Annotated in this window: 19 protein-coding genes; 14 read left to right on the forward strand and 5 right to left on the reverse strand. The window is 61.8% G+C overall.

Going from position 1 to position 20,818, the window contains the following annotated elements; genetic code table 11:
* Positions 1 to 22: 22 nt before the first annotated feature.
* The 3 genes from NKH54_RS25155 to NKH54_RS25165 all read right to left on the reverse strand — a co-directional run bounded on the left by NKH54_RS25155 (position 23) and on the right by NKH54_RS25165 (position 2,525).
* Entirely contained in the window at positions 23 to 670 is a 648-nt protein-coding gene (locus NKH54_RS25155) for a LuxR C-terminal-related transcriptional regulator (protein ID WP_023668347.1), read from the reverse strand.
* On the reverse strand, positions 667 to 2,058 hold the full coding sequence (locus NKH54_RS25160) for a sensor histidine kinase (RefSeq protein ID WP_023668348.1): 1,392 nt from the start codon (positions 2,056 to 2,058) through the stop codon (positions 667 to 669). The genes NKH54_RS25155 and NKH54_RS25160 overlap by 4 nt, the downstream gene beginning before the upstream one ends.
* A 164-nt stretch (positions 2,059 to 2,222) precedes the next feature.
* On the reverse strand, positions 2,223 to 2,525 hold the full coding sequence (locus NKH54_RS25165; RefSeq protein ID WP_023731684.1) for a DUF1236 domain-containing protein: 303 nt from the start codon (positions 2,523 to 2,525) through the stop codon (positions 2,223 to 2,225).
* 586 nt (positions 2,526 to 3,111) lie between these two features.
* Between NKH54_RS25165 and NKH54_RS25170 the strand changes: the two genes are divergently transcribed.
* From NKH54_RS25170 to ilvN, 3 genes are all read left to right on the forward strand, one after another.
* The gene (locus NKH54_RS25170) at positions 3,112 to 4,074 is read left to right on the forward strand and encodes a DUF1236 domain-containing protein (protein ID WP_023668350.1); all 963 of its coding nucleotides are present in this window, start codon (positions 3,112 to 3,114) and stop codon (positions 4,072 to 4,074) included.
* Between the two features lie 331 nt (positions 4,075 to 4,405).
* Complete coding sequence (locus NKH54_RS25175) at positions 4,406 to 6,202, forward strand: acetolactate synthase 3 large subunit (RefSeq protein WP_023668351.1); 1,797 nt, start codon at positions 4,406 to 4,408, stop codon at positions 6,200 to 6,202.
* 81 nt (positions 6,203 to 6,283) lie between these two features.
* A complete protein-coding gene (gene ilvN / locus NKH54_RS25180) occupies positions 6,284 to 6,856 on the forward strand; it encodes an acetolactate synthase small subunit (RefSeq protein ID WP_023668352.1) in 573 nt (190 codons plus the stop codon).
* 11 nt (positions 6,857 to 6,867) lie between these two features.
* On the opposite strand, the gene NKH54_RS25185 is transcribed toward ilvN, so the two are convergent.
* Positions 6,868 to 7,248: a metalloregulator ArsR/SmtB family transcription factor gene (locus tag NKH54_RS25185; RefSeq protein ID WP_023702997.1), complete on the reverse strand. Its 381-nt coding sequence runs from the start codon at positions 7,246 to 7,248 to the stop codon at positions 6,868 to 6,870.
* 156 nt (positions 7,249 to 7,404) lie between these two features.
* Between NKH54_RS25185 and NKH54_RS25190 the strand changes: the two genes are divergently transcribed.
* From NKH54_RS25190 to NKH54_RS25230, 9 genes are all read left to right on the forward strand, one after another.
* On the forward strand, positions 7,405 to 8,361 hold the full coding sequence (locus NKH54_RS25190) for an acyl-CoA desaturase (RefSeq protein ID WP_023714739.1): 957 nt from the start codon (positions 7,405 to 7,407) through the stop codon (positions 8,359 to 8,361).
* A gap of 123 nt (positions 8,362 to 8,484) precedes the next feature.
* Positions 8,485 to 9,081 carry a LysE family translocator gene (locus tag NKH54_RS25195; RefSeq protein ID WP_023688075.1) on the forward strand — a complete coding sequence of 199 codons (597 nt, stop codon included), beginning with the start codon at positions 8,485 to 8,487 and terminating at the stop codon, positions 9,079 to 9,081.
* A 225-nt stretch (positions 9,082 to 9,306) separates the two neighbouring features.
* Complete coding sequence (locus NKH54_RS25200; protein ID WP_023702995.1) at positions 9,307 to 10,596, forward strand: efflux RND transporter periplasmic adaptor subunit; 1,290 nt, start codon at positions 9,307 to 9,309, stop codon at positions 10,594 to 10,596.
* Positions 10,593 to 13,754, forward strand: a complete 3,162-nt coding sequence (locus tag NKH54_RS25205) for an efflux RND transporter permease subunit (protein ID WP_353029233.1) — start codon at positions 10,593 to 10,595, stop codon at positions 13,752 to 13,754. The genes NKH54_RS25200 and NKH54_RS25205 overlap by 4 nt, the downstream gene beginning before the upstream one ends.
* 64 nt (positions 13,755 to 13,818) lie before the next feature.
* Positions 13,819 to 14,442 (forward strand): nitrile hydratase subunit alpha, encoded by a 624-nt coding sequence (nthA, locus tag NKH54_RS25210; protein ID WP_023668357.1) that lies wholly within the window; start codon positions 13,819 to 13,821, stop codon positions 14,440 to 14,442.
* Positions 14,439 to 15,098 carry a nitrile hydratase subunit beta gene (gene nthB / locus NKH54_RS25215; RefSeq protein ID WP_352595380.1) on the forward strand — a complete coding sequence of 220 codons (660 nt, stop codon included), beginning with the start codon at positions 14,439 to 14,441 and terminating at the stop codon, positions 15,096 to 15,098. The genes nthA and nthB overlap by 4 nt, the downstream gene beginning before the upstream one ends.
* Positions 15,085 to 15,435 carry a nitrile hydratase accessory protein gene (locus NKH54_RS25220; protein WP_352595382.1) on the forward strand — a complete coding sequence of 117 codons (351 nt, stop codon included), beginning with the start codon at positions 15,085 to 15,087 and terminating at the stop codon, positions 15,433 to 15,435. The genes nthB and NKH54_RS25220 overlap by 14 nt, the downstream gene beginning before the upstream one ends.
* 146 nt (positions 15,436 to 15,581) lie before the next feature.
* The gene (locus NKH54_RS25225; protein WP_352595385.1) at positions 15,582 to 16,232 is read left to right on the forward strand and encodes a hypothetical protein; all 651 of its coding nucleotides are present in this window, start codon (positions 15,582 to 15,584) and stop codon (positions 16,230 to 16,232) included.
* Positions 16,233 to 16,372: 140 nt separating this feature from the next.
* Positions 16,373 to 17,500: an ATP-dependent DNA helicase gene (locus tag NKH54_RS25230; protein ID WP_023668361.1), complete on the forward strand. Its 1,128-nt coding sequence runs from the start codon at positions 16,373 to 16,375 to the stop codon at positions 17,498 to 17,500.
* A 20-nt stretch (positions 17,501 to 17,520) separates the two neighbouring features.
* Here NKH54_RS25230 and NKH54_RS25235 read toward each other — a convergent pair whose 3' ends face one another.
* Complete coding sequence (locus tag NKH54_RS25235; protein WP_023682069.1) at positions 17,521 to 17,940, reverse strand: SpoIIAA family protein; 420 nt, start codon at positions 17,938 to 17,940, stop codon at positions 17,521 to 17,523.
* 112 nt (positions 17,941 to 18,052) lie between these two features.
* Between NKH54_RS25235 and NKH54_RS25240 the strand changes: the two genes are divergently transcribed.
* Both NKH54_RS25240 and NKH54_RS25245 read left to right on the forward strand, forming a co-directional pair.
* A complete protein-coding gene (locus tag NKH54_RS25240) occupies positions 18,053 to 18,793 on the forward strand; it encodes a pyridoxine 5'-phosphate synthase (protein WP_353029235.1) in 741 nt (246 codons plus the stop codon).
* A 77-nt stretch (positions 18,794 to 18,870) separates the two neighbouring features.
* Positions 18,871 to 20,784, forward strand: coding sequence for a potassium transporter Kup (locus NKH54_RS25245; protein WP_023823130.1), 1,914 nt, complete (start codon positions 18,871 to 18,873; stop codon positions 20,782 to 20,784).
* Positions 20,785 to 20,818 lie beyond the last annotated feature (34 nt).

Raw genomic sequence — 20,818 nt, forward strand, 5'->3', positions numbered from 1 at the left:
CTTCAGACAAGCCCCGATCTCCCTATACAAGACCCGTTTTGGGCGCGTGCATAAGAATGGCTGCTTCGGTGCGGTTTCGCACCTTTAGCTTTTGAAATATCCGAGTCATGTGGTGTTTTACCGTTTTCTCCTGCAGGTTGAGACGTTTGGCGACTTCTTTATTGCTCAGTCCTTCGCCTACCAAGGAGATTATCCCAAGCTCGCGTCCCGAGAGATTGGCAACGAGATCGGTTGTGCGCTTTTCCGGCCGGATCAGTTCATTCAAAAGCTGCGCTGACAGGGTCGGCGAAACATATTTTTTTCCTGCGGCTATATAAGTCAGCACCTCGGCCAGCGATGCCGCCCCAATCCCTTTCAGCACATATCCGCGTACGCCCAGCCTGAGCGCCGTCGCCAAATCGGCGTTCGCCTCCGAGACGGTGAGCATGACGATCTTGCAGTCAGGCTGAGTTGCAAGAATATTTTCCGCTGCCGCCAGACCCCCTCCCGGCAAACTGATGTCGAGCAGCAATATGTCGGGATTTGCCAAGGCCGCAAGCTGTTCGGCATCCGTCGCGGTTTCGCCCGCACCAACGACTTCGAAGCCGCCGATTTCGGCGAGGCTGCGAGCCACACCCTCGCGAAACAGCGGATGATCATCAACAATGGCAATCCTTATGGGAGCGGTCATTTCTGGTCCTCGATGTTGAGCGTTATCGTCAGCCGGGTCCCCCTGGGGCTCGAAAAGGTCTCGAAGTGACCTCCGATACTCTCGATACGTTCCCTCATACCGGCGAGTCCAAGTCCTTCACACGATCCCGACTGGAATCCAGGGCCGCGATCAAGCACTTGAATGAGGAGCTTGCCCTGCGTCACTCGCGCCTTGACAGCCTGCCCCTTGCCCAGACCGTGTCGCCAGGCATTGTTCAGCCCCTCCTGCGCGAAGCGAAAGATGCTTATTTTCTCGGACGTCCCCAGGTCGGGCAGGCGAGATGGCAGTGAAAGCGATACGGAAGAGGCCGTCCGGCGTTCATGTTCGGCAACCGCAAGCCGCAATATCTCCGCGACTGTCGAAGCTTCGATCTGTGGCAGTACGAGGCCGGTGCAGATGGCGCGGATCTCCCGCATCGCCTCGTCCAACGTATGATGGATATCGGCGATCTCGGTCTTGCGGTGGCTTGGGGATGCGGCGGGATCGAGCAGCAGAGGGCTGTCCATGCGCAGCGCAGCCAGTGCGACGAGCTGAGCTGGACCGTCATGCAAATCAGACCCAATGCGGCGCAAGTAACGCTCGTTGATTGCCGTTGCGCGGCGCGACGCCTGCTGGACGCGCTCCCGCAAAGCGGAATTCTGCTCCAAAAGCAACTGAAGTTCGGCCACTTGTGTCTCAAGCGCTGAACGCTGCGTTTCGATAGTGCTGCTGCCGCGAAGCACGATTCCCGAGAGCATCGCCAAGGCGACCGCGGTCGCGCCAGCCACGAGCAGCCAGCTCGACCATAGTGCCGAGTTTAAAGTGCCCTGAAGATCGTCGGCTATCTCGTAGAACTCGGAAACGGCCACAACATCGCCCGACCACGGCTCTCGAACCGGATTGTAGATCTCGAGCAGCGAGGCGGTGGGGCTCTTGCGTTCCTTCCTTTCATTTTCGTCCAGATCATTGAATTGCGCCACCACGTTTCCACCGAACGCATGCAGCAAGTTCGCATTTGGCTCGAAGGTCTGGCCGATAAGAGCCGCGTCTTTGGCGTACAGCACCTTGCCATCACGCCGCCAAAGCACGAAGGACGCCAGTTTTTTTCCGAGAGCACCCTGGTCCAGGGTTTCATCGAGTGCCCGTTTAACGGTGTCGCTGAGCTGCTGGCTTTTGCGCATGTCCGGCAGGATTGGCGCGATGACACTGTCGACGTAAAGCGCGGTCGTGCTTGCAGAGTTGCGGATCACTCCATCTCGTATTTGCGAGGTGACCCATAGGCCGACGACCAGCATCAGCGACAGCAGCCCAATGCTTCCGACTATGATGAACTGCCAAGCCAACGATAGCCTGTTCCAGTTTTGATAGAGACTATCAATGTAGCGCACGTCTCAACCGACCCCGCGAGCTTTGGCCGTGCCAAAATGCCTAAGCCATCCTACATCTAGAACGGTCGATGGTGCGAGCAAGCGCCAGGTTGAATTGCTGGGGAAACCGCCAATTCAGGGCATGATCCCACCGCCACCCGCGGGGAACGGCGGTGGGATCAGCGTTACTGTATGATCTTGACGATCTTCCGCGTGCCGGGGTCGACCAGCACGGTTCGCCCGTCGACCACAACGTAGCGATACTTGACGCTCGGCACTTCATGCAGTTCCACCGTGTCGGGAATGGCGGTCCCCACGTTCAATTCGACACCTGGAATCTTCACCGACGCAAGGGGCTGCTTTTTCACGTATTCGCGCACAACCGTTTCCTGCTCCGGCGCGATGATGACGTCTTGAGCAGCAACTACGCCGGCGCTCGCGAGCAGCAAGAATCCGGCAATTGCGGTCGACTGGTACATGGTCGTCATGATTCTCTCCTTCATGCGAGCAACGCTCATGCATCTTGCGCGAGCTCGATTCCGATACGGGTGGTGTTGATGAGGTTGATGCACACACCGGGAGCCGAACGGGCTTTTCGCGGCTGCGTTCCCGCGTGGGGCTTCGGTCCGGGCGTCATCGGGCCAATGGACTATAGGGAGAGGGACCAAAGTCTGGTGCCAGGCTGTAGAGGTCCTAGAGCCTCCTCAGGGCGGAACACAGGGTTCTCGGCATCGTTGAGATCAGCACTTGTGGGAGGCGTTAATGGACAACAGCGTCCATCAGGCACGATGGTTGCTCTTGCCTGTTTTCGGGGTAGCCATCCTGGTCATGACGACGGGAGTACTTCTAAGCTTGTGAGGCTGGTGTCATCGCTATGGGATTACAAGCTCAGAAAAAAGCAAAAATCTTGCGTTGCATTAATTTTTTGATGCAATTTGTAGCTGATTGTTGGCAAAACTACTGCCTACATTTATTGGTCTTCTTAGAAGCCCGATTTTATTCGCAAAATGCGGAACAAAGTATTTTTGACAGAGTTGGCTAGGCTGAGGGACCGACTCTTTAAGGAGAAAGCAGATGAAACATGTGTTGATCACGAGCATGATTGCGCTTGGCGTCGGGTGCGGCGCCGCGATCGCCCAGACCCAGGCTGTGCAGCCGAGCGGCGGCGACAACTGCGCCGCTGGCGCGGCCGATTGCCAGAAGGGCGGCAAGGCCGGCGAACAGGCGCAAGGCAAGATGAAGTCACAGACCGATCAGAATGCACAGGGCCAGGCTGGCGCCACGACCGATCAGCAGGCTCAGGGCAAAGCCAAGCTCAAGACGGATGAACAGGCACAGGGCAAGGCCGGGACCAGTACCGAGCAGAATGCTCAGGGTCAGGCCGGCGCCACGACCGATCAGCAGGCTCAGGGCAAGGCCAAGCTCAAGACGGATGAACAGGCCCAGGGCAAGGCCGGGACCAGCACCGAGCAGAATGCTCAGGGCCAGACCGGCACCAGCACCGAGAAGCAGGCTCAGGGCAAGGCCAAGCTCAAGACGGATGAACAGGCCCAAGGCAAGGCCGGGACCAGCACCGAGCAGAACGCTCAGGGCCAGACCGGCACCAGCACCGAGAAGCAGGCTCAGGGCAAAGCCGGGACCAGCACCGAGCAGAACGCTCAGGGCCAGACCGGCACCAGCACGGACCAGCAGGCCCAGGGCAAGGCCGGGACCACCACCGAGCAGAACGCTCAGGGCAACACAAACGTCCAGACCGACCAGGGCAATACGGCCTCGATCAACAACGTGACAGTCGAGCAGAAGACGCAGGTCACGCAGATCATCCACGAGACCAGGGTTGAGCCGGTGAAGAACGTCGACTTCGACATTTCGGTCGGCATCGAGGTGCCGCGGCACAAAGTGCGCCTGCACCGTCTGCCGGCGCGCATTGTCAAGATCGTCCCGGCTTACGAATCCTATGAGTACTTCGTGCTGGCCGACGGGCGCATCGTCATCGTCGACCCGGATACGTACAAGATCGTGCTGATCCTGACGTGACACGGCAGTGGCTCTTGTTCCCGGCGCGGTGCGATTGAGGGGTATCGTATGCGCCGCGGTGGCCCGCCGACCAGAGGCGGCGGGCCACTTGCTTTGTCTTTCGCATCGCGCGTTTTTCCCGTTGACACCTTGCCTTTCACCCTCGTAGTGTCCGCCACGATGAAAAAGGCACTCATTCTCGTAGGAAAGCGCGTGGGCAAGGCGGTGTAACCGCCGGGCGAAAACCTCCCATGCGCAACACACAGGCTCCCATCGGGGGCCTTTTTTATTGCCCGAAACACGACTAAACGACCAGCAATCGCCTCATGGCTAGAAGTACGGGACCAGACCGATGAGCAACGGACAGAACGAACGGCGCGAAATGCCAAACAGGGAAATGACTGGCGCCGAAATGGTGGTGCAGGCGCTGAAGGACAATGGCGTCAAGCATGTCTTCGGCTATCCCGGCGGCGCGGTGCTTCCGATCTATGACGAAATCTTCCAGCAGGACGAGGTCGAGCACATCCTCGTCCGCCACGAGCAAGGCGCAGGGCATGCGGCCGAAGGCTATGCCCGCTCGACCGGCAAGGCCGGCGTCATGCTGGTGACCTCCGGCCCGGGCGCCACCAATGCGGTGACGCCGCTGCAGGATGCGCTGATGGATTCGATCCCGCTGGTCTGCCTGACCGGGCAGGTGCCGACTTCGCTGATCGGCTCCGACGCGTTCCAGGAGTGCGACACGGTCGGCATCACGCGCCCCTGCACCAAGCACAACTGGCTGGTGAAGGACGTCAACGAATTGGCCGCCACCATCCATGAGGCCTTCCATGTCGCGACGACCGGCCGCCCCGGCCCGGTGGTGGTCGACATTCCGAAGGATGTGCAGTTCGCCAAAGGCATCTATGTGCCGCCGCAGGCGGCGCCGCGCACCAGCTACCAGCCGAAGGTCCAGGGCGACCTGGAAAAGATCAAGGCCGCCGTCGAACTGATGGCCAGCGCCAAGAAGCCGATCATCTATTCGGGCGGCGGCGTCATCAACTCCGGTCCGGAGGCCAGCCATCTTCTGCGCGAACTGGTCGACCTCACCGGCTTCCCGATCACCTCGACGCTGATGGGCCTCGGCGCGTATCCGGCATCGGGCAAGAACTGGATGGGCATGCTGGGCATGCACGGCACTTATGAAGCCAATATGGCGATGCATGATTGCGACGTGATGATCTGCATCGGCGCGCGCTTCGACGACCGCATCACCGGACGGCTGACCGCCTTCTCGCCCAACTCGAAGAAGATCCACATCGACATCGATCCATCGTCGATCAACAAGAACGTGCACACGGAAGTGCCCATCATCGGCGATGTCGGCCGGGTGCTGGAGGACATGGTGCGGCTGTGGCGGGCGAGCGCCAAGGCCGACAAGAAGGCGCTCCATCCCTGGTGGGAGCAGATCGCCAAATGGCGCGCGCGTGACTCGCTCGCGTTCAAGATGAACCACGATGTGATCATGCCGCAATATGCCATCCAGCGGCTCTACGAACTGACCAAGGACATGGACACCTACATCACCACCGAGGTCGGCCAGCACCAGATGTGGGCGGCGCAGCACTATCATTTCGAGAAGCCGAACCGCTGGATGACGTCGGGCGGGTTGGGCACGATGGGCTACGGTCTGCCGGCTGCGCTCGGCGTGCAGATCGCGCACCCGGATGCGCTGGTCATCGACATCGCAGGCGATGCCTCGGTGCAGATGACGATGCAGGAGATGAGCGCGGCGGTGCAGCACAATGCGCCGATCAAGATCTTCATCCTCAACAACCAGTATATGGGCATGGTGCGCCAGTGGCAGCAGCTGCTGCACGGCAACCGTCTGTCGCATTCCTACACCGAAGCGATGCCCGACTTCGTCAAGCTGGCCGACGCATATGGCGGCCATGGCATTCGCTGCGAGAAGCCGGACGAGCTGGACGATGCGATCAAGGAGATGATCGCGGTGAAGAAGCCGGTGCTGTTCGATTGCCGGGTGGCGACGCTCGCCAACTGCTTCCCGATGATCCCGTCGGGCAAGGCGCATAATGAAATGCTCCTGCCCGACGAGGCGACCGACGAAGCCGTGGCCAACGCCATCGACGCCAAGGGCAGGGAACTGGTCTAGGTCCAAGCCGGGGCAGGGCTGTCGCGAGAAGCCGTGCGCAAACAGAGAATTAGCTCAAAGTCTGAAATCGAGATTCATGTCATGAACGCACAGCTTCAACCGACCGGCTCCGCCTATTTCATCGCCAAGGAAACGGAAAAGCCGGAGAACCACACGCTCTCCGTGCTGGTCGACAATGAGCCCGGTGTGCTTGCCCGGGTCATCGGCCTGTTTTCCGGCCGCGGTTATAACATCGAGAGCCTCACCGTCTCCGAGACCGAACACGAGAAGCACCTGTCGCGCATCACCATCGTGACGCGCGGCACGCCGCATGTGCTGGAGCAGATCAAGCACCAGCTCGAACGCATCGTACCGGTGCATCGCGTCGTCGATCTCACCGTGCGCTCGCACGAGTTCGGCCAGGAGCGGCCGCTGGAACGCGAGTTGGCGCTGGTCAAGGTCGCCGGCACCGGCGAAGCCCGCGTCGAGGCGCTGCGTCTGGCGGACGCTTTTCGCGCTTCGGTCATCGACGCCAACACCGAGCACTTCATCTTCGAGATTACCGGCAAGGGTTCGAAGCTCGACCAGTTCATCGCCATCATGAAGCCGCTCGGCCTGGTCGAGATCTGCCGCACCGGCGTGGCGGCGATGAACCGCGGCCCGCAAGGGATGTAGTCTCAGTCCAACTATTTTACCGGCTTGGGATCGACCTTGCCGCTCGCCAGATTCTTACTCTCCCTTTTGATCGGGCGCGATACCGGACAGACGTCCTGGACGAAGCCGTTCAGCGTGTTAACCAGATTGTTCTGGACCAGCGAGTAGCGGATGAATTGTCCCTGCCGCTCCCTGGCGATGAGGCCGGCCGTCTCCAGGATGCTCAGATGCTGCGAGATCGACGGCTTCGACATGTCGAAGCGCGCCGCGATCTCGCCCGCGGTCAGCGAGGAGTGGGCGAGATAGGCGAGGATCTTGCGCCTCGGCTGCGATGACAGCGCCTCGAACACGCGCTGTATGGCGCTGCTTGCCCCGATAGCCGTGTCGCCATCCGCTGCATTGTCTTCGATCACCGCCTGCCTCTGTCGTTTCGCTTCCGGTATTTAGTCTATTGCCTAAATACCTAAATCGGAATAGTAGATAGTTAGCTTATTGCCTAAATAAGCGCCGGCGCGCCGGAAGGCAAGGCTCTTTGGTCCGGAAATGTTTCCTGCAGAGGAGGGGTACCGATGAAGACCATATCCACAGGCAGAATGATCTCGCAGCCCTTGAGCGATGCCGAAGATGGCGAGGTCGTCTGGATGCCGGCCAAGTCGATCTGGGTCGGTGCGATGACGCTGATTGCGTTGGTGTTCGGGCCGCTGACCTTCAGCTGGAGCGCTTTCGCCCTGTTCGTAGCGACGACGGCGGTGACGATCTGCGCCGGACACTCGGTCGGCATGCATCGCCTGCTCATCCATCGCTCGTTCAAGGTTCACATCTGGCTCAAACACGCGCTGGTCTATCTCGGCACGCTCGTCGGCATGGCCGGTCCGTTCGGCATGATCTATGCGCATGACATACGAGACTGGGCGCAGCGCCAGACGGCTTGTCACGACCTGCACGCCCACCGCCGGCCTTTCTTCACCGACGCTTTCTGGCAAATGCATTGCGCCGTAGCGTTGCGCAATCCGCCTGACTTCGTCATCGAGCCGTCGATCAGAAACGACCGCTTCTACAAATTCGTCGAGCGGACCTGGATGCTGCAGCAACTGCCGTGGGCGATCCTTTTCTTGCTCCTCGGCGGGTGGAGCTGGGTGGTCTGGGGCATTGCGGTGCGTATCTCCGTGTCGCTGACCGGGCATTGGCTGGTCGGGCATTTCGCACATCGCAGCGGGCAGCAGGGCTGGCGCGTCGATGGCGTTGCCGTGCAGGGCTACAACCTGCCGCGTTTCGGCCTGGTGACCTTTGGCGAGAGTTTCCACGGCAATCACCATGCGTTTCCCGAATCCGCAAAGCTCGGCCTGGAACGCGGGCAGATCGATCTCGGCTGGCTCTTCATCCGCATCCTGGCTGCCCTCGGCCTCGCGCATGGCGTGAAGCTTCCCGGGAACACGCCGAGGCGCAAAGGCCTGCGGCGTGTGGCTGGCCGTCAGGAGGCCGCCGCCGCTCCCAGCCTGTTGTCGGCGCGGGCCCACGGCAGGTAGACTGTGCCGGCCTGGCTGGCTCGGGATAGGCGGATCACGGCGGAGCGCTTTGGACCAATGGAATGAGGTTGCGTCCAGCGCTCTGTCGATTTAAGTCAGCATTGCTGACCTTTGTGAGCCGTCATGACCCTCGACGCTTTCCTTGCCCTTTTGGTCTACGCCTTCGTGACCTCGATCACGCCGGGGCCGAACAACCTCATGCTCTTGGCGTCGGGCGTGAATTTCGGCCTGGTCAGAACCATTCCGCATATGCTGGGCATCAGCATGGGTTTCCTGGTGCTGTTGCTTGCTGTCGGCTTTGGCCTGGGCGCGGTGCTTACGGCGTTTCCGGCCTTGCACACCGGATTGAAGATCGCCGGCGCTGCCTATCTGCTCTATCTCGCCTGGAAGATCGCCATGTCGCGCTCGCTGTCCAGCAAGGGTGAGACGGAGGCACGGCCGATGCGGTTCATCGAGGCAGCCGCATTCCAGTGGGTCAATGCGAAAGCCTGGGTGATGGCGATCACCGCCATGGCCGTCTACTCCAATCCGGACCACCCGTTCCTGTCGGTGGCGCTGATCGCGATCGCCTTCACCGTCGTCAACCTGCCGAGCGTCTCGATGTGGGCCGGTTTCGGCACAGCGCTGCGCGGGTTCCTGTCGGATCCGGTGCGGCTGAAATGGTTCAACATCGCCATGGGCGTGCTCTTGGCGGCGACGCTCTGGCCGATGCTGAAATAGACGCATCCCGCCTGAGATCTCAACCGCATCCTGGCTGGTTTTCCGACTGCTGAGCCGGCTGCATAGTCATTGTGCAGTGCACATTAAATCTTCGTAATGCCGTGTTTTGGCCCTTTTCCGACAAATGTGCGTCCTATCTACTTCGGCGAGATCGCGGCAAGGCGCCGTGATTGCGTAGAATGAGACCACCGGGTTCGGCGTGTCGGATCATAGGGCTTTTAGTCGATGCGCGGTAAAGTCGTTCTGGCGGTGGTGGTGGCAGCGGCCTGTGTCGCCGCGGCATGGGTCTATTTTTCGCCGGCGGCGATGAGCAGTCTGCAGCAGATGCTGCCGGGCGCCAGGCAGACGGCAGCGGCGGACAAGCCGGCTGGATCGGACAAGGCTTCGGCCGACAAGGCAGGGGGCAAATCCGGCGCCGGCGGCAATGCCGCCCGTTCGGCCTCGATCGTCTCGGCCACCGCGACAACGGCCGATTTTCCGATCCGCCGTTACGCCATCGGCTTCGTGTCTTCGCCGGCCGTGGTCAACATCAACGCCCGCGTGTCCAGCCAGATCGTATCGATCGACGTCAGGGACGGCCAGATGGTGAAGGCCGGCGACCTGCTGTTCTCGCTCGACGACAGGGCGCTCAAGGCGCAGCTTGCCAAGGATCAGGCGACGCTCGCCAAGGACCAGGCGCTGCTAACCAGTTCGGGCTCCGACCTTCAGCGCGCCAAGGATCTCGTCGCCAAGCAGGCCGGCACGCAGCAGACTTACGATCAGGCGGTGGCGGCGCAAAAGGCTGCCGCGGCGACGGTCGATGCCGACAAGGCGACGATCGACGCCGACAATGTCCAGCTCGGCTTTGCCAGCATCAAGGCGCCGATTGCCGGCCGGCTGGGCGCGGTCAACGTTTCGGTCGGTGACCTCGTCACCTTGAGCAACGGCAACTCGAGCACGGCCACGCCGCTGGTGACGATCACCGAGATGGATCCGCTGCAAGTCAACTTCAACCTGCCGGAGAGCAACCTGGCGCTGCTGCACAAGGCGCTGGCCAACCCGCAGCAAGGCGCGGTGACGCTGACCAAGGATGGCGATCCGACGCCGATCGGCAACGGCACGCTCGACTTCGTCGATTCCAGCGTCGACACCGCGTCCGGCACCATCGCGACACGGGCGAGCATTCCCAACGCCGATCTTTCACTGTGGCCCGGGCAATATGTGAATGTCGTGCTCGACGCTGGCATCATGCCGCAGATGACATCCATCCCGACCGTTGCCGTGCAGCCCAGCCAAAAGGGACCGTTCGTCTATGTCGTCAAGCCCGACAACACGGTCGAGATGCGACCGGTGCAGGTGGCGCTGACCGAAGGCGAAAACAGCGCCATCAGCGAGGGCGTCAAATCAGGCGAGAAGGTGGTGGTCGAGGGCCAGACCAGGCTGAAGGACGGCGCCGCCATTCACGAAGGCAAGGCGGCCAGCGGTGATCAAGCTGCTCCCAAGGTCGCCGAGGCCGGCAAGGCGGCTGCCCAATGATTTCCGAATTCTGCATACGCAGGCCTGTCGCCACGCTGCTGATGTCGTTCGCCCTCGTGCTGGGCGGGCTGTTTGCCTACAAGTTCCTGCCGGTGGCGGCGCTGCCGAGCGCCGAATTCCCGGTCGTCAACGTCTCGGCCACCCTGGCCGGCGCTTCGCCCGAAACCATGGCCACTTCGGTGGCGACGCCGCTGATCAAGCAGTTCGCCACCATCGCCGGCATCGATTCGATCTCGACCAGCAATTCGCTGGGACGCACGTCCATTGCCATCCAGTTCGTGCTCAACCGGGATATCGACGCGGCGGCCGCCGACGTGCAGGCGGCGATCGCGCGCACGCAGCGGCAGTTGCCGCCGGAGATGACGTCGCCGCCGAGCTATCGCAAGGTCAATCCGGCCGACGCGCCGATCCTTCTGATGTCGCTGGTCAGCGACACGGTTCCGCTCACCGACCTCGACGCCTTCGCCGAAAACGTCATCTCGCCCTCGCTGTCGACCATCGACGGCGTGGCGCAGGTGTCGATCTTCGGCCAGCAGAAATATGCGGTGCGCGTGCAGATCGACCCGACGGCGCTGGCGGCGCGCGGCATTTCGATCGACCAGCTGCAGACGGCGATCGCCTCGGCCAATTCCAACACGCCGCTCGGGGTCTTGCAGAACGACAAGCAGCAGCTGACCATCACGGCCAACACGCAGCTCACCAATGCCGCCGGGTTCTCCAACCTCATCATCGCCACCAAGAACGGCCATCCGGTGCGGCTGGGCGAGGTGACGCGCGTCATCGACTCGGTCGAGACCACGACGACCGCAAGCTGGTACGACGGCACGCGCGCCATCATCCTGGCGGTGCAGCGCCAGCCCGACGCCAACACGGTCGACGTCGTCGACAAGGTCAAGGCGATGCTGCCGTCGTTCAAGGACCAAATGCCGGCCGCCGCCGACATCAAGCTGCTCAACGACCGTTCGACCTCGATCCGCCAGGCCGTCGACGACGTCCAGTTCACGCTGCTTCTGACGATCGCTTTGGTGGTGACGGTGATCTTCGTCTTCCTGCGCCGGGTGACCGCAACCATCATTCCGGCCGTGGCGGTGCCGATCTCGCTGATCGCGACGCTCGGCGCCATGTTCCTGTTCGGCTTTTCCATCGACAACATCTCGCTGATGGGCCTGACGCTCGCAGTCGGCCTCGTCGTCGACGACGCCATCGTCATGCTGGAAAACATCTTTCGCCACATGGAGGAGGACGGTCTCTCGGCCTTCGATGCCTCGCTGAAAGGCGCGCGCGAGATCGGCTTCACCATCATCTCGATCTCGATCTCGCTGGTGGCGGTGTTCATCCCCGTGCTTTTGATGGGCGGCGTCATAGGCCGCATCTTCAACGAATTCGCCGTCGTGGTGACGGTCGCCATCCTGGCTTCGATGTTCGTGTCGCTGACACTGACGCCGATGCTGTGTTCGCGCTTGCTGTCGGTGACCAAGGCCGATCGCGACAAGCATGCCCCCGGCCACAAGCACGATATCGTCACCCGCGGCTATGACCGGCTTTTGACCTTCTGCCTGCGCCACACTTTTCTGGTGTTCCTCGTCTTCGTCGGCACGGCGGCAGGGTCGGTCTGGCTGATCGAGGTCTCGCCGAAAGGCTTTTTCCCGCAAGAGGATATCGGCCAGATCTCGGTGACGACGATCGCCAGGCAGGACATCTCCTACGACGCCATGGTCAAGCTGCAGAACCAGGCGGCAAGTGTCTTCTCGCGTTCGCCCTATGTCTCGCATGTGGCCTGGTCAGCCGGCGGCGGCAACAATGCGCTGAACCAGGGCCAGCTCTATGTGCAGCTGAAGGACAAGAGCCAGCGCCCCGACATCGATAAGGTGCTGTCGGATCTGCGGCGGCAGCTGGCCGTCGTGCCGGGGATCGATGCCTATATGCAGCCGGTGCAGAACCTGCGACTTGGCGCGCGTTCTTCCGCCAGCGCCTACCAGCTCGTCGTTCAGGGCCTCGATACCGGCCTGACCGACACATGGGCGCAAAAGCTCAACGATGCGATGGCGGCCGATCATGCGAATTTCACCGACGTCACCAGCGATCTGCAGAACAATTCATTGCAGGCGACGCTGGTGGTCGATCGCGACAAGGCGGCGTCGCTCGGCATCGACACCGACACGCTGCGCTCCAGTCTCTATGGCGGCTTCGGCACGGAGCAGGTCTCGACGATCTTTGGCTCGGCCGACAGCTACGAAGTCATCATGGAGCTCGATCCCAACATCGAATGGTCGCCCGAGCGGATGCTGGCCATCCAGGTCAGGACGGCAAGCGGCAGCCTGGTGCCGCTCGGCGCCTTTGCCCGCGTCGACCGCACCGCCGGCGCGCTGACGGTCAACCAGCTCGGCCAGCTGCCCGCGGTGACCATGTCCTACAACCTGCCGCAAGGCGTGGCGCTGGGCGACAGCACGGCCCGCATCGCCGCGCTGAAGGAGCAGATCGGCATGCCGCCGGCGATTTCGACCAGCTTTGCCGGCACCGCCAAGACCTTCCAGGATTCGCTGGCCAATCAGGGCCTGCTGATCGGCGGCGCCATTCTGACCATCTATATCGTACTCGGCATCCTCTATGAGAGCTTTATCCATCCGCTGACCATTCTGACCGGCCTGCCTTCGGCGGTGCTGGGCGCCGTGGTCGCGCTGCGCTTTGCCGGCATGGACCTGTCGGTGATCGCGGTGATCGGCATCCTGATGTTGATCGGCATCGTCAAGAAGAACGGCATCATGATGGTCGACGTCGCGCTGGAGCTGCGACGAGAAGGCATGTCGGCCAAGGAGTCCATACACAAGGCGTGCCTGATGCGTTTCAGGCCGATCATGATGACGACGTTGGCGGCGCTGATGGGCACGTTCCCGATCGCGCTCGGCACCGGCGCCAGTGCTGAGCTGCGCCAGCCGCTCGGTGTCGCGGTCGTCGGCGGGCTGCTCGCTTCCCAGGCGCTGACGCTGTTCGTCACCCCTGTCATCTATGTCTATTTCGAGAATTTCTCCGGCTGGCTGGTGAGCTTCTTCTCTTCGAAAAAGAACAGGCCGGAGCTGCATGCGGTCCAGAGCGGCGAGCAGGCCTCGCTGTTCGGTCCCGAGGATCGGCTCGAGCCGCAAAAGGCCGCCGCCGAATAGGCGATAGCCCTTGGCCCAAGCTGTCATGCTTGCGGCCGCGTGCCGCCGATCCTAATCTGAGGTCATGTCCCATGATCATGACCACGACAATGAGCTCGACCCGTTTGCGGCGCGCGTGCGCGCGCTGGAGACCATCCTCACCGAAAAAGGCCTGATCGATCCGGCCGCAATCGACGTCATCGTCGACACCTATGAGACCAAGATCGGGCCGCGCAACGGCGCCAGGGTGGTGGCGAAAGCCTGGAGCGATCCGGCCTATGCCGAGTGGCTGAAGCGCGATGCGACGGGAGCGATCGCTTCGCTGAGCTATAGCGGCCGTCAGGGCGAGCACATGCAGGCGGTGTTCAACAGCGACGAGACGCACAACCTCGTCGTCTGCACGCTGTGCTCCTGCTATCCGTGGTCGGTGCTCGGGCTGCCGCCGGTCTGGTACAAGGCGCCGCCCTATCGCTCGCGGGCGGTTATCGATCCGCGCGGCGTGCTGGAGGAGTTCGGGCTGACCTTGCCGGCGGAGAAAAAGATCCGCGTCTGGGATTCCACCGCCGAACTGCGCTATCTCGTGGTGCCGATGCGGCCTGACGGTACCGAAGGCTGGAGCGAGGACCAGCTCGCCGAACTGGTCAGCCGCGATGCGATGATCGGCACGGCGGTGGCCAAGGAACCCGGGACAAAGAAGGTACCGGCATGAACGGGCCGCAGGATCTCGGTGGGCAGATGGGTTTCGGGCCGGTCGCGCCCGAAAGGGACGAGCCTTACTTCCATGCCGACTGGGAGCGGCGGGCGCTGGGCGTGACGCTGACCGCCGGCGCCATGGGCGCCTGGAACATCGACGAGAGCCGGCACGCCAGGGAATCGCTGCATCCGGCCGTCTATTATTCCTCAAGCTACTACCAGATATGGATCAAAGCGCTCGAGGTGCTGCTGAAGCGCCATGGCTTCGTCAGCGAGCGCGATCTTGCTGAGCGCCGGGCGATCGATCCGGCGGCGACGCCCAAAAGGGTGCTGAAGGCCGAAAACGTTCCGGCGGTACTGGCCAAGGGAGGACCTTGCGACCGGCCGGTCGAGACGGCGCCGCGCTTCAAGGCCGGCGACCCGGTGCGGACAAGGAACTTCAATCCCACCGGCCACACAAGGCTACCGCGTTATGCGCGCGGCAAGCACGGAGTGATCGAGGCCGTGCGTGACGGTTTTGTGTTCCCCGACAGCAACGCGCATGGAAACGGTGAAAACCCGCAATGGGTCTATACCGTGGTTTTCGATGGCTCGGAAATCTGGGGCGAGGGCGCCGACTCGACGCTGACCGTCTCGATCGATGCTTGGGAGAGCTATCTTGAGCCGGCCTGAAGGTGCATTGCCGGCGGGTCTGGACGAACCGGTATTCGCCGAACCCTGGCAGGCCGAAGCCTTCGCCATGACGGTGGCGCTGCATGACAAGGGCCTGTTTTCGTGGAGCGAATGGGCCGATGCGCTGTCGGCGCAAGTGAAGAAGCCGGGCGCCGCAAGCGATGGCCACGATTATTACGAGCATTGGCTGGCGGCGCTGGAAACGCTGCTGGCGGCCAAGGGCGTCGCGGGCAAGAGCGATGTCGACACGCTCGCCGCCGCCTGGGAACGCGCCGCGCATGCAACCCCGCATGGCAAGCCGATTTTGTTGGAGAACGATCCCGGCCTGGGCGGCTAGGCTGCGCGCAGCCAAAAGATCAATTTAGCCCTCCGTTATCTCAGTGGCTACGATTGCCCGGACCGACGATTTGAAGGAAGCCTGTCGGGCGGGCATCGAAGCGGAATCGGCTTGATTCCCTTTATATCGCCGGCTTATTTCAATGGATGGAAACTCATTTTCTTCATGTCAGAAAAACGGGCGGCAGCGCTGTTCGTGCCGCTTTGGAGCCTATCAGCGCCGAATACAATATAGCGCTGTGGGGCCACCAGAAATACCTGCCTGATGTGCCGTCTGGCGACAAGATCATCTTCGGCATTCGCCATCCTGTGACCCGGTTTGCCAGCGGCTTTAATAGCAGGCTTCGCAAGGGTCACCCTAGAAACAACAGCGAATGGACTGAAGACGAGCGTTTCGCCTTCGCGCATTTCGGAACTCCGGATGACCTCGCCAGATCCCTGTCTTCGACGGACGGATCGCACAAAGCCATGGCACAGAAAGCCATGGGCTGCATCAATCATGTCAGGCATCGCTATGCCGATTGGTTCGTGTCACCAGCGTACCTCGAAAGTCGAGAGCAAGACATCCTGATGATCTGGCACCAACCCGACCTTAACGACGACTTCAACGTCCTGAAGGCCCGCCTCAGTCTGCCGGAATCGGCAACGCTGCCGGCTGATCCAATTCTCGCGCATCGCAACCCGGACGGATTTTCGTCCTATCTCAGCCCCGACGCCATCGCCAATCTATCGGAGTGGTACGCCGCCGACATCGACCTGTTCCAAGCGTGCATGAGGATCAGGTCTCGCATTTTGTAGAAATGACGTGATCGATTGTTCTCTTTACGTTCTTGTTTGCGCCTGATAGCCTGAGCCACCGGAGGCGTTGAGTTCGCCACCGGTGGCGGTCGGTATGGTGGCGGCTTGTCTTTCCCTTGCGAATCCGGTCTCTCGCGCTGATGGAATTCTCTCCCCAACAGGACGAGGCTCTGAAAGCGGTGGCGCGCTGGCTGAAAGAGGGCCGGCCGCAGGTCTTCCGGCTGTTCGGCTATGCCGGCACCGGCAAGACCACGCTGGCGCGCTATTTTGCCGAACATGTCGACGGCCAGGTGCAGTTCGCCGCCTTCACCGGCAAGGCGGCGCAGGTGCTGCGCTCCAAGGGCGCAGTCAATGCCCGCACCATCCATTCGTTGATCTACCGGCCGAAAGGCGAGGAATCGGTGTCGGACGAGGTGACCGGCAAGACCTCGATGTCGCCGACCTTCTCGCTCAATCGGCAAAGTCCTATTTCACGGGCGAAGCTGGTGGTCATCGACGAATGCTCGATGGTCGACGAGCAGCTTGGCCGCGACCTTCTGAGTTTTGGCACGCCGATCCTGGTGCTTGGCGATCCGGCGCAGCTGCCGCCGATCTCGGGCGGCGGCTTTTTCACCGAGCATGAGCCGGATGTGCTCTTGACCGAAATCCACCGCCAGGCGCGCGACAATCCGATCATCCAGCTGGCGCTCGACGTGCGCGAGGGCCGCGAGTTCATGCGCGGCGACTACGGCACCGCGCAGGTCATCGGCAAGGAGGACGTCACCCAGGAGTTGGTGCTGAAGGCGGACCAGGTGTTGGTCGGCACCAACCGAACACGCCGCCGCTACAATCAGCGCCTGCGCGAGCTGAAGGGTTTCAATGCCGATTATCCGCAGGCCGGAGACAAACTGGTCTGCCTGCGCAACGACCCCGCCAAGGGCCTGCTCAACGGTTCGCTGTGGAAGGTAATGACCTCGTCGCGCGAAACGGTGAAGCCGGGCATCAACCTTCTGGTCTCGCCCGAGGAGGACGATCCCGACCGCGGCGTCGCCAAGATCAAGCTGCTCAAGTCGGCTTTCGAGGATCCGGACGCCGATATCCCCTGGCAGCAGAAGAAGCGCTTTGACGATTTCGACTATGGCTACGCGCTGACCGTGCACAAGGCGCAGGGTTCGCAGTGGAACGATGTCGTGCTGTTCGACGAGAGCTGGGCGTTCAAGGAAACCCGCCAGCGCTGGCTCTATACTGCCATAACGCGGGCGGCAGAGCGGCTGACGATTGTTAGATAGCTGGCGTTAGATAGCCGGCGTCAGGTAGCAGCCGGCGCAGCAGGGCTGAGTGGCGTCGCACCCAGCCATTGCCAGGCATCCGCTTCATCCTCGGCCGCGAAGTGCCTGAACTCGATGGGTGGCGAAGCCGGAAGGAAGTTCCGCGCATCCGCTATCCAGTCGGGCTCACCGATCGTCGCGCACCGGGCGATATGCTCTAGCGCATGAACCGTACCTTGTTTCAGCGTCTCGTCGTCCATATCGATCCAGTCGACGCCCTCATGGTCGACCAGCCGCACCAAGACGTCGATCCTCGGGTGCAGCGCGTAGGCAGCCTCCAGCAATCCGAACAGATTTTCGCCGTCGGCGGCCGATACATGGCCGACGACGTCGATGGCGAAAAGGTCCTCACGGTCGGTTTCGAGGCGGCGGATCGCGGGCACGGATTGGAGAAAATTCATTGGCTGGGTTCCCCCTTGCGAGCAGATGTCATCACTGGAACACCCGAAAGCCCCTGTCTGTTCCCATCAAAGGCAGTATAGATGCGCTGCACAAACAGCCGGACCTCACGCCATGCCCGCGAAACTCTCGGTCAATCTCAACGCCATCGCCATGCTGCGCAACCGCCGCAACCTGCCGTGGCCCAGCGTCACCGGGCTCGGCCGCCTGGCGTTGGCGGCCGGCGCGCACGGGCTGACGGTTCATCCGCGGCCCGACGAGCGCCACACCAGGCATTCCGACCTGCCGGAGATCCGGGCGCTTATCGACGACGAGTTTCCCAAGGCGGAATTCAACATCGAGGGCTACCCGACCGAGGATTTTCTGGCGCTTGTGGAAAGGCACCAGCCGGAGCAGGTGACGCTGGTGCCCGACGATCCGGCGCAGGCGACATCGGACCATGGCTGGAACTTTGCCGCCGAGGCGGCGTTCCTTAACCCGATCGTCAAGCGTCTGAAAAAAGGGGGCTTCCGCGTGTCGCTGTTTTCCGATCCGGATCCCACCGGCGTCAATGCCGCGCGCGACACCGGCGCCGACCGCATCGAGCTCTATACCGGGCCCTACGGCAGCTACCATTCCGATTCCGCCAAGGCGCGGAAGGAGCTGGAAAGATTGGGAAAAACCGCGGATGCCGCACTCGCCGCAGGGCTCCAGGTCAATGCCGGGCACGATCTGGTGGTGAACAACCTTCCGGCATTGGCAAAGCGCATTCCGGCATTGGCCGAAGTGTCTATCGGACACGGGTTGACAGCCGATGCGTTGGAGTATGGCATGGCCGCCACGGTGGGGCGGTTTCTGAAGGCTTGCGGTTGGTAGCGGTGGAAGGCTCGTGTCGAAGGTGATATCGCATGACAGCAAGCAAGGCGCACCGCGCGGTGATCGGGGAGTAGTCGATGGCTCTTTCCAGCATCGGTAGCGAGGCTGAACCCGTCGAACAACCGAACCACTCCCACACTGAACAGCACAGCACCAAAGTTCTGATGCTGGGCGCGCTTGGCGTCGTCTATGGCGATATCGGCACCAGCCCGATCTATGCCTTCCGCGAGGCGCTTCACGCTTCGCCTGGTACCGACACGCGCATAGATGTCCTGGGCGTGCTGTCGCTGATCGTCTGGGCGCTGACGATTATCGTCACCATAAAATACGTCGCTTTCGTGCTTCGCGCCGACAACAAGGGCGAGGGCGGCACGCTGTCCCTGATGGCGCTGGCGCGCAGCGCCTATCCAAAAGGCGCCAAGCTTATCCTCGGCATCGGACTTTGCGGGGCGTCGCTTTTTTTCGGAGACGCTATCATAACTCCGGCCATTTCCGTGCTGTCGGCAGTTGAGGGCCTGGAAGTGGTGACACCGACGCTGGAGGCCTATGTCGTTCCGATCACCTTGGTCATCCTGGCATTTCTGTTCTCCGTGCAGCGCTTCGGCACGGGGAAGGTGGCGGCAGTATTCGGGCCGGTGACGGCGCTATGGTTCCTGGCCATCGGCGTTTCCGGGCTCTACCACCTGATGGATGATCCTTCGGTGCTGTTGGCGATCAACCCGTATTATGCGATCGCCTACTTAGCCGGCACGCCGACCGCCGCTTTCGTGACCGTTGGTGCAGTGTTCCTGGCGGTAACGGGGGCCGAGGCGCTTTATGTCGACCTTGGACATTTCGGGCGCAAGCCGATCGTGCTCGCGTGGTTTTCCGTGGTGTTTCCTTGCCTGCTGCTCAACTACTTCGGCCAGGGCGCCTTTGTGTTGGCGAATGGCGGCAGGCCGACCAATCCATTCTTCGAGATGTTGCCGGATTGGGCGCTGATGCCAATGGTCGGCTTGGCAACGGCCGCCACCGTGATCGCCAGTCAGGCGGTGATCTCGGGTGCTTTTTCGCTGGCACGTCAGGCAGTGCAACTCAACCTGCTGCCCCGCATCGAGGTGCAGCACACGTCCGAAATGCAGAGCGGCCAGATTTATATGCCGCGCGTCAACCTGCTCATCGCCCTGGGAGTGATGCTGCTGGTTGTCGGCTTCGGCAGCTCGAGTTCGCTGGCTTCCGCTTACGGAATTTCGGTGACCGGCGAGATGCTGATGACAACCATTCTGCTGTTCGTTGTCATGCGCAATTTGTGGAAATGGCAGCTTGGGCTCGCCCTGGCATTGGCGCTGCTGTTCGGCACCATCGACATGGGTTTCTTCCTGGCGAATGTCGTCAAGATCGTGGAAGGCGGATGGGTGTCAATATCCGTTGCCTGCCTCATGGGGCTGATCATGACCACCTGGATACGCGGCAGCCGCTATCTGTTCGACAAGACCCGGCGCAACGAAATCCCGCTCGATTTCCTCGCCGGCAATCTGCTGAAGAAGAAGCCGCAGCTGGTGTCCGGCACCGCCGTGTTCCTGACCAGCGATCCGCAAAGCGCGCCGACAGCGCTGATGCACAGCCTGAAGCACTACAAGGTGCTGCACGAGCAGAACGTCATTCTGTCGGTGGTCACCGCACCGCAACCGCTGGTGCCCGACAGCGAGCGGGTCAAGATGGAGACAGTCAACGAGTTGTTCATGCGGGTGACGCTGACCTTCGGCTATATGGAGCAGCCCAACATTCCGCGCGCGCTGGCGATCTGCCGCAAGCAGGGCTGGAAGTTCGACATCATGACGACGTCGTTCTTCCTGTCGCGGCGCTCGCTCAAGGCATCGCCCAATTCCGGCATGCCGGTGTGGCAGGACAAGCTGTTCATCGGGCTCGCCCGCTCGGCGGCCGATGCGACGGAGTATTTCCAGATCCCGACCGGACGTGTGGTCGAGATCGGCACGCAGGTGGCGATCTGAGGTTTCCGGCAGCCTTTGACGCCACGCACCGGTC

It is taken from the genome of Mesorhizobium sp. M1004 (genome assembly GCF_040318795.1).
Lineage (GTDB): Bacteria > Pseudomonadota > Alphaproteobacteria > Rhizobiales > Rhizobiaceae > Mesorhizobium.

What these genes read in the sequence shown, in the direction of transcription:
- NKH54_RS25190 (WP_023714739.1), top strand. Translation starts at nt 7,405, where the DNA reads ATGAAGACCATATCCACAGGCAGAATGATCTCGCAGCCCTTGAGCGAT.
- NKH54_RS25245 (WP_023823130.1), top strand. Translation starts at nt 18,871, where the DNA reads ATGGCTCTTTCCAGCATCGGTAGCGAGGCTGAACCCGTCGAACAACCG.
- ilvN (WP_023668352.1), top strand. Translation starts at nt 6,284, where the DNA reads ATGAACGCACAGCTTCAACCGACCGGCTCCGCCTATTTCATCGCCAAG.
- NKH54_RS25195 (WP_023688075.1), top strand. Translation starts at nt 8,485, where the DNA reads ATGACCCTCGACGCTTTCCTTGCCCTTTTGGTCTACGCCTTCGTGACC.
- NKH54_RS25240 (WP_353029235.1), top strand. Translation starts at nt 18,053, where the DNA reads ATGCCCGCGAAACTCTCGGTCAATCTCAACGCCATCGCCATGCTGCGC.
- NKH54_RS25235 (WP_023682069.1), bottom strand. Translation starts at nt 17,940, where the DNA reads ATGAATTTTCTCCAATCCGTGCCCGCGATCCGCCGCCTCGAAACCGAC.
- NKH54_RS25165 (WP_023731684.1), bottom strand. Translation starts at nt 2,525, where the DNA reads ATGACGACCATGTACCAGTCGACCGCAATTGCCGGATTCTTGCTGCTC.
- NKH54_RS25205 (WP_353029233.1), top strand. Translation starts at nt 10,593, where the DNA reads ATGATTTCCGAATTCTGCATACGCAGGCCTGTCGCCACGCTGCTGATG.
- NKH54_RS25175 (WP_023668351.1), top strand. Translation starts at nt 4,406, where the DNA reads ATGAGCAACGGACAGAACGAACGGCGCGAAATGCCAAACAGGGAAATG.
- NKH54_RS25225 (WP_352595385.1), top strand. Translation starts at nt 15,582, where the DNA reads ATGGAAACTCATTTTCTTCATGTCAGAAAAACGGGCGGCAGCGCTGTT.
- nthA (WP_023668357.1), top strand. Translation starts at nt 13,819, where the DNA reads ATGTCCCATGATCATGACCACGACAATGAGCTCGACCCGTTTGCGGCG.
- NKH54_RS25230 (WP_023668361.1), top strand. Translation starts at nt 16,373, where the DNA reads ATGGAATTCTCTCCCCAACAGGACGAGGCTCTGAAAGCGGTGGCGCGC.
- NKH54_RS25155 (WP_023668347.1), bottom strand. Translation starts at nt 670, where the DNA reads ATGACCGCTCCCATAAGGATTGCCATTGTTGATGATCATCCGCTGTTT.
- NKH54_RS25170 (WP_023668350.1), top strand. Translation starts at nt 3,112, where the DNA reads ATGAAACATGTGTTGATCACGAGCATGATTGCGCTTGGCGTCGGGTGC.
- nthB (WP_352595380.1), top strand. Translation starts at nt 14,439, where the DNA reads ATGAACGGGCCGCAGGATCTCGGTGGGCAGATGGGTTTCGGGCCGGTC.
- NKH54_RS25200 (WP_023702995.1), top strand. Translation starts at nt 9,307, where the DNA reads ATGCGCGGTAAAGTCGTTCTGGCGGTGGTGGTGGCAGCGGCCTGTGTC.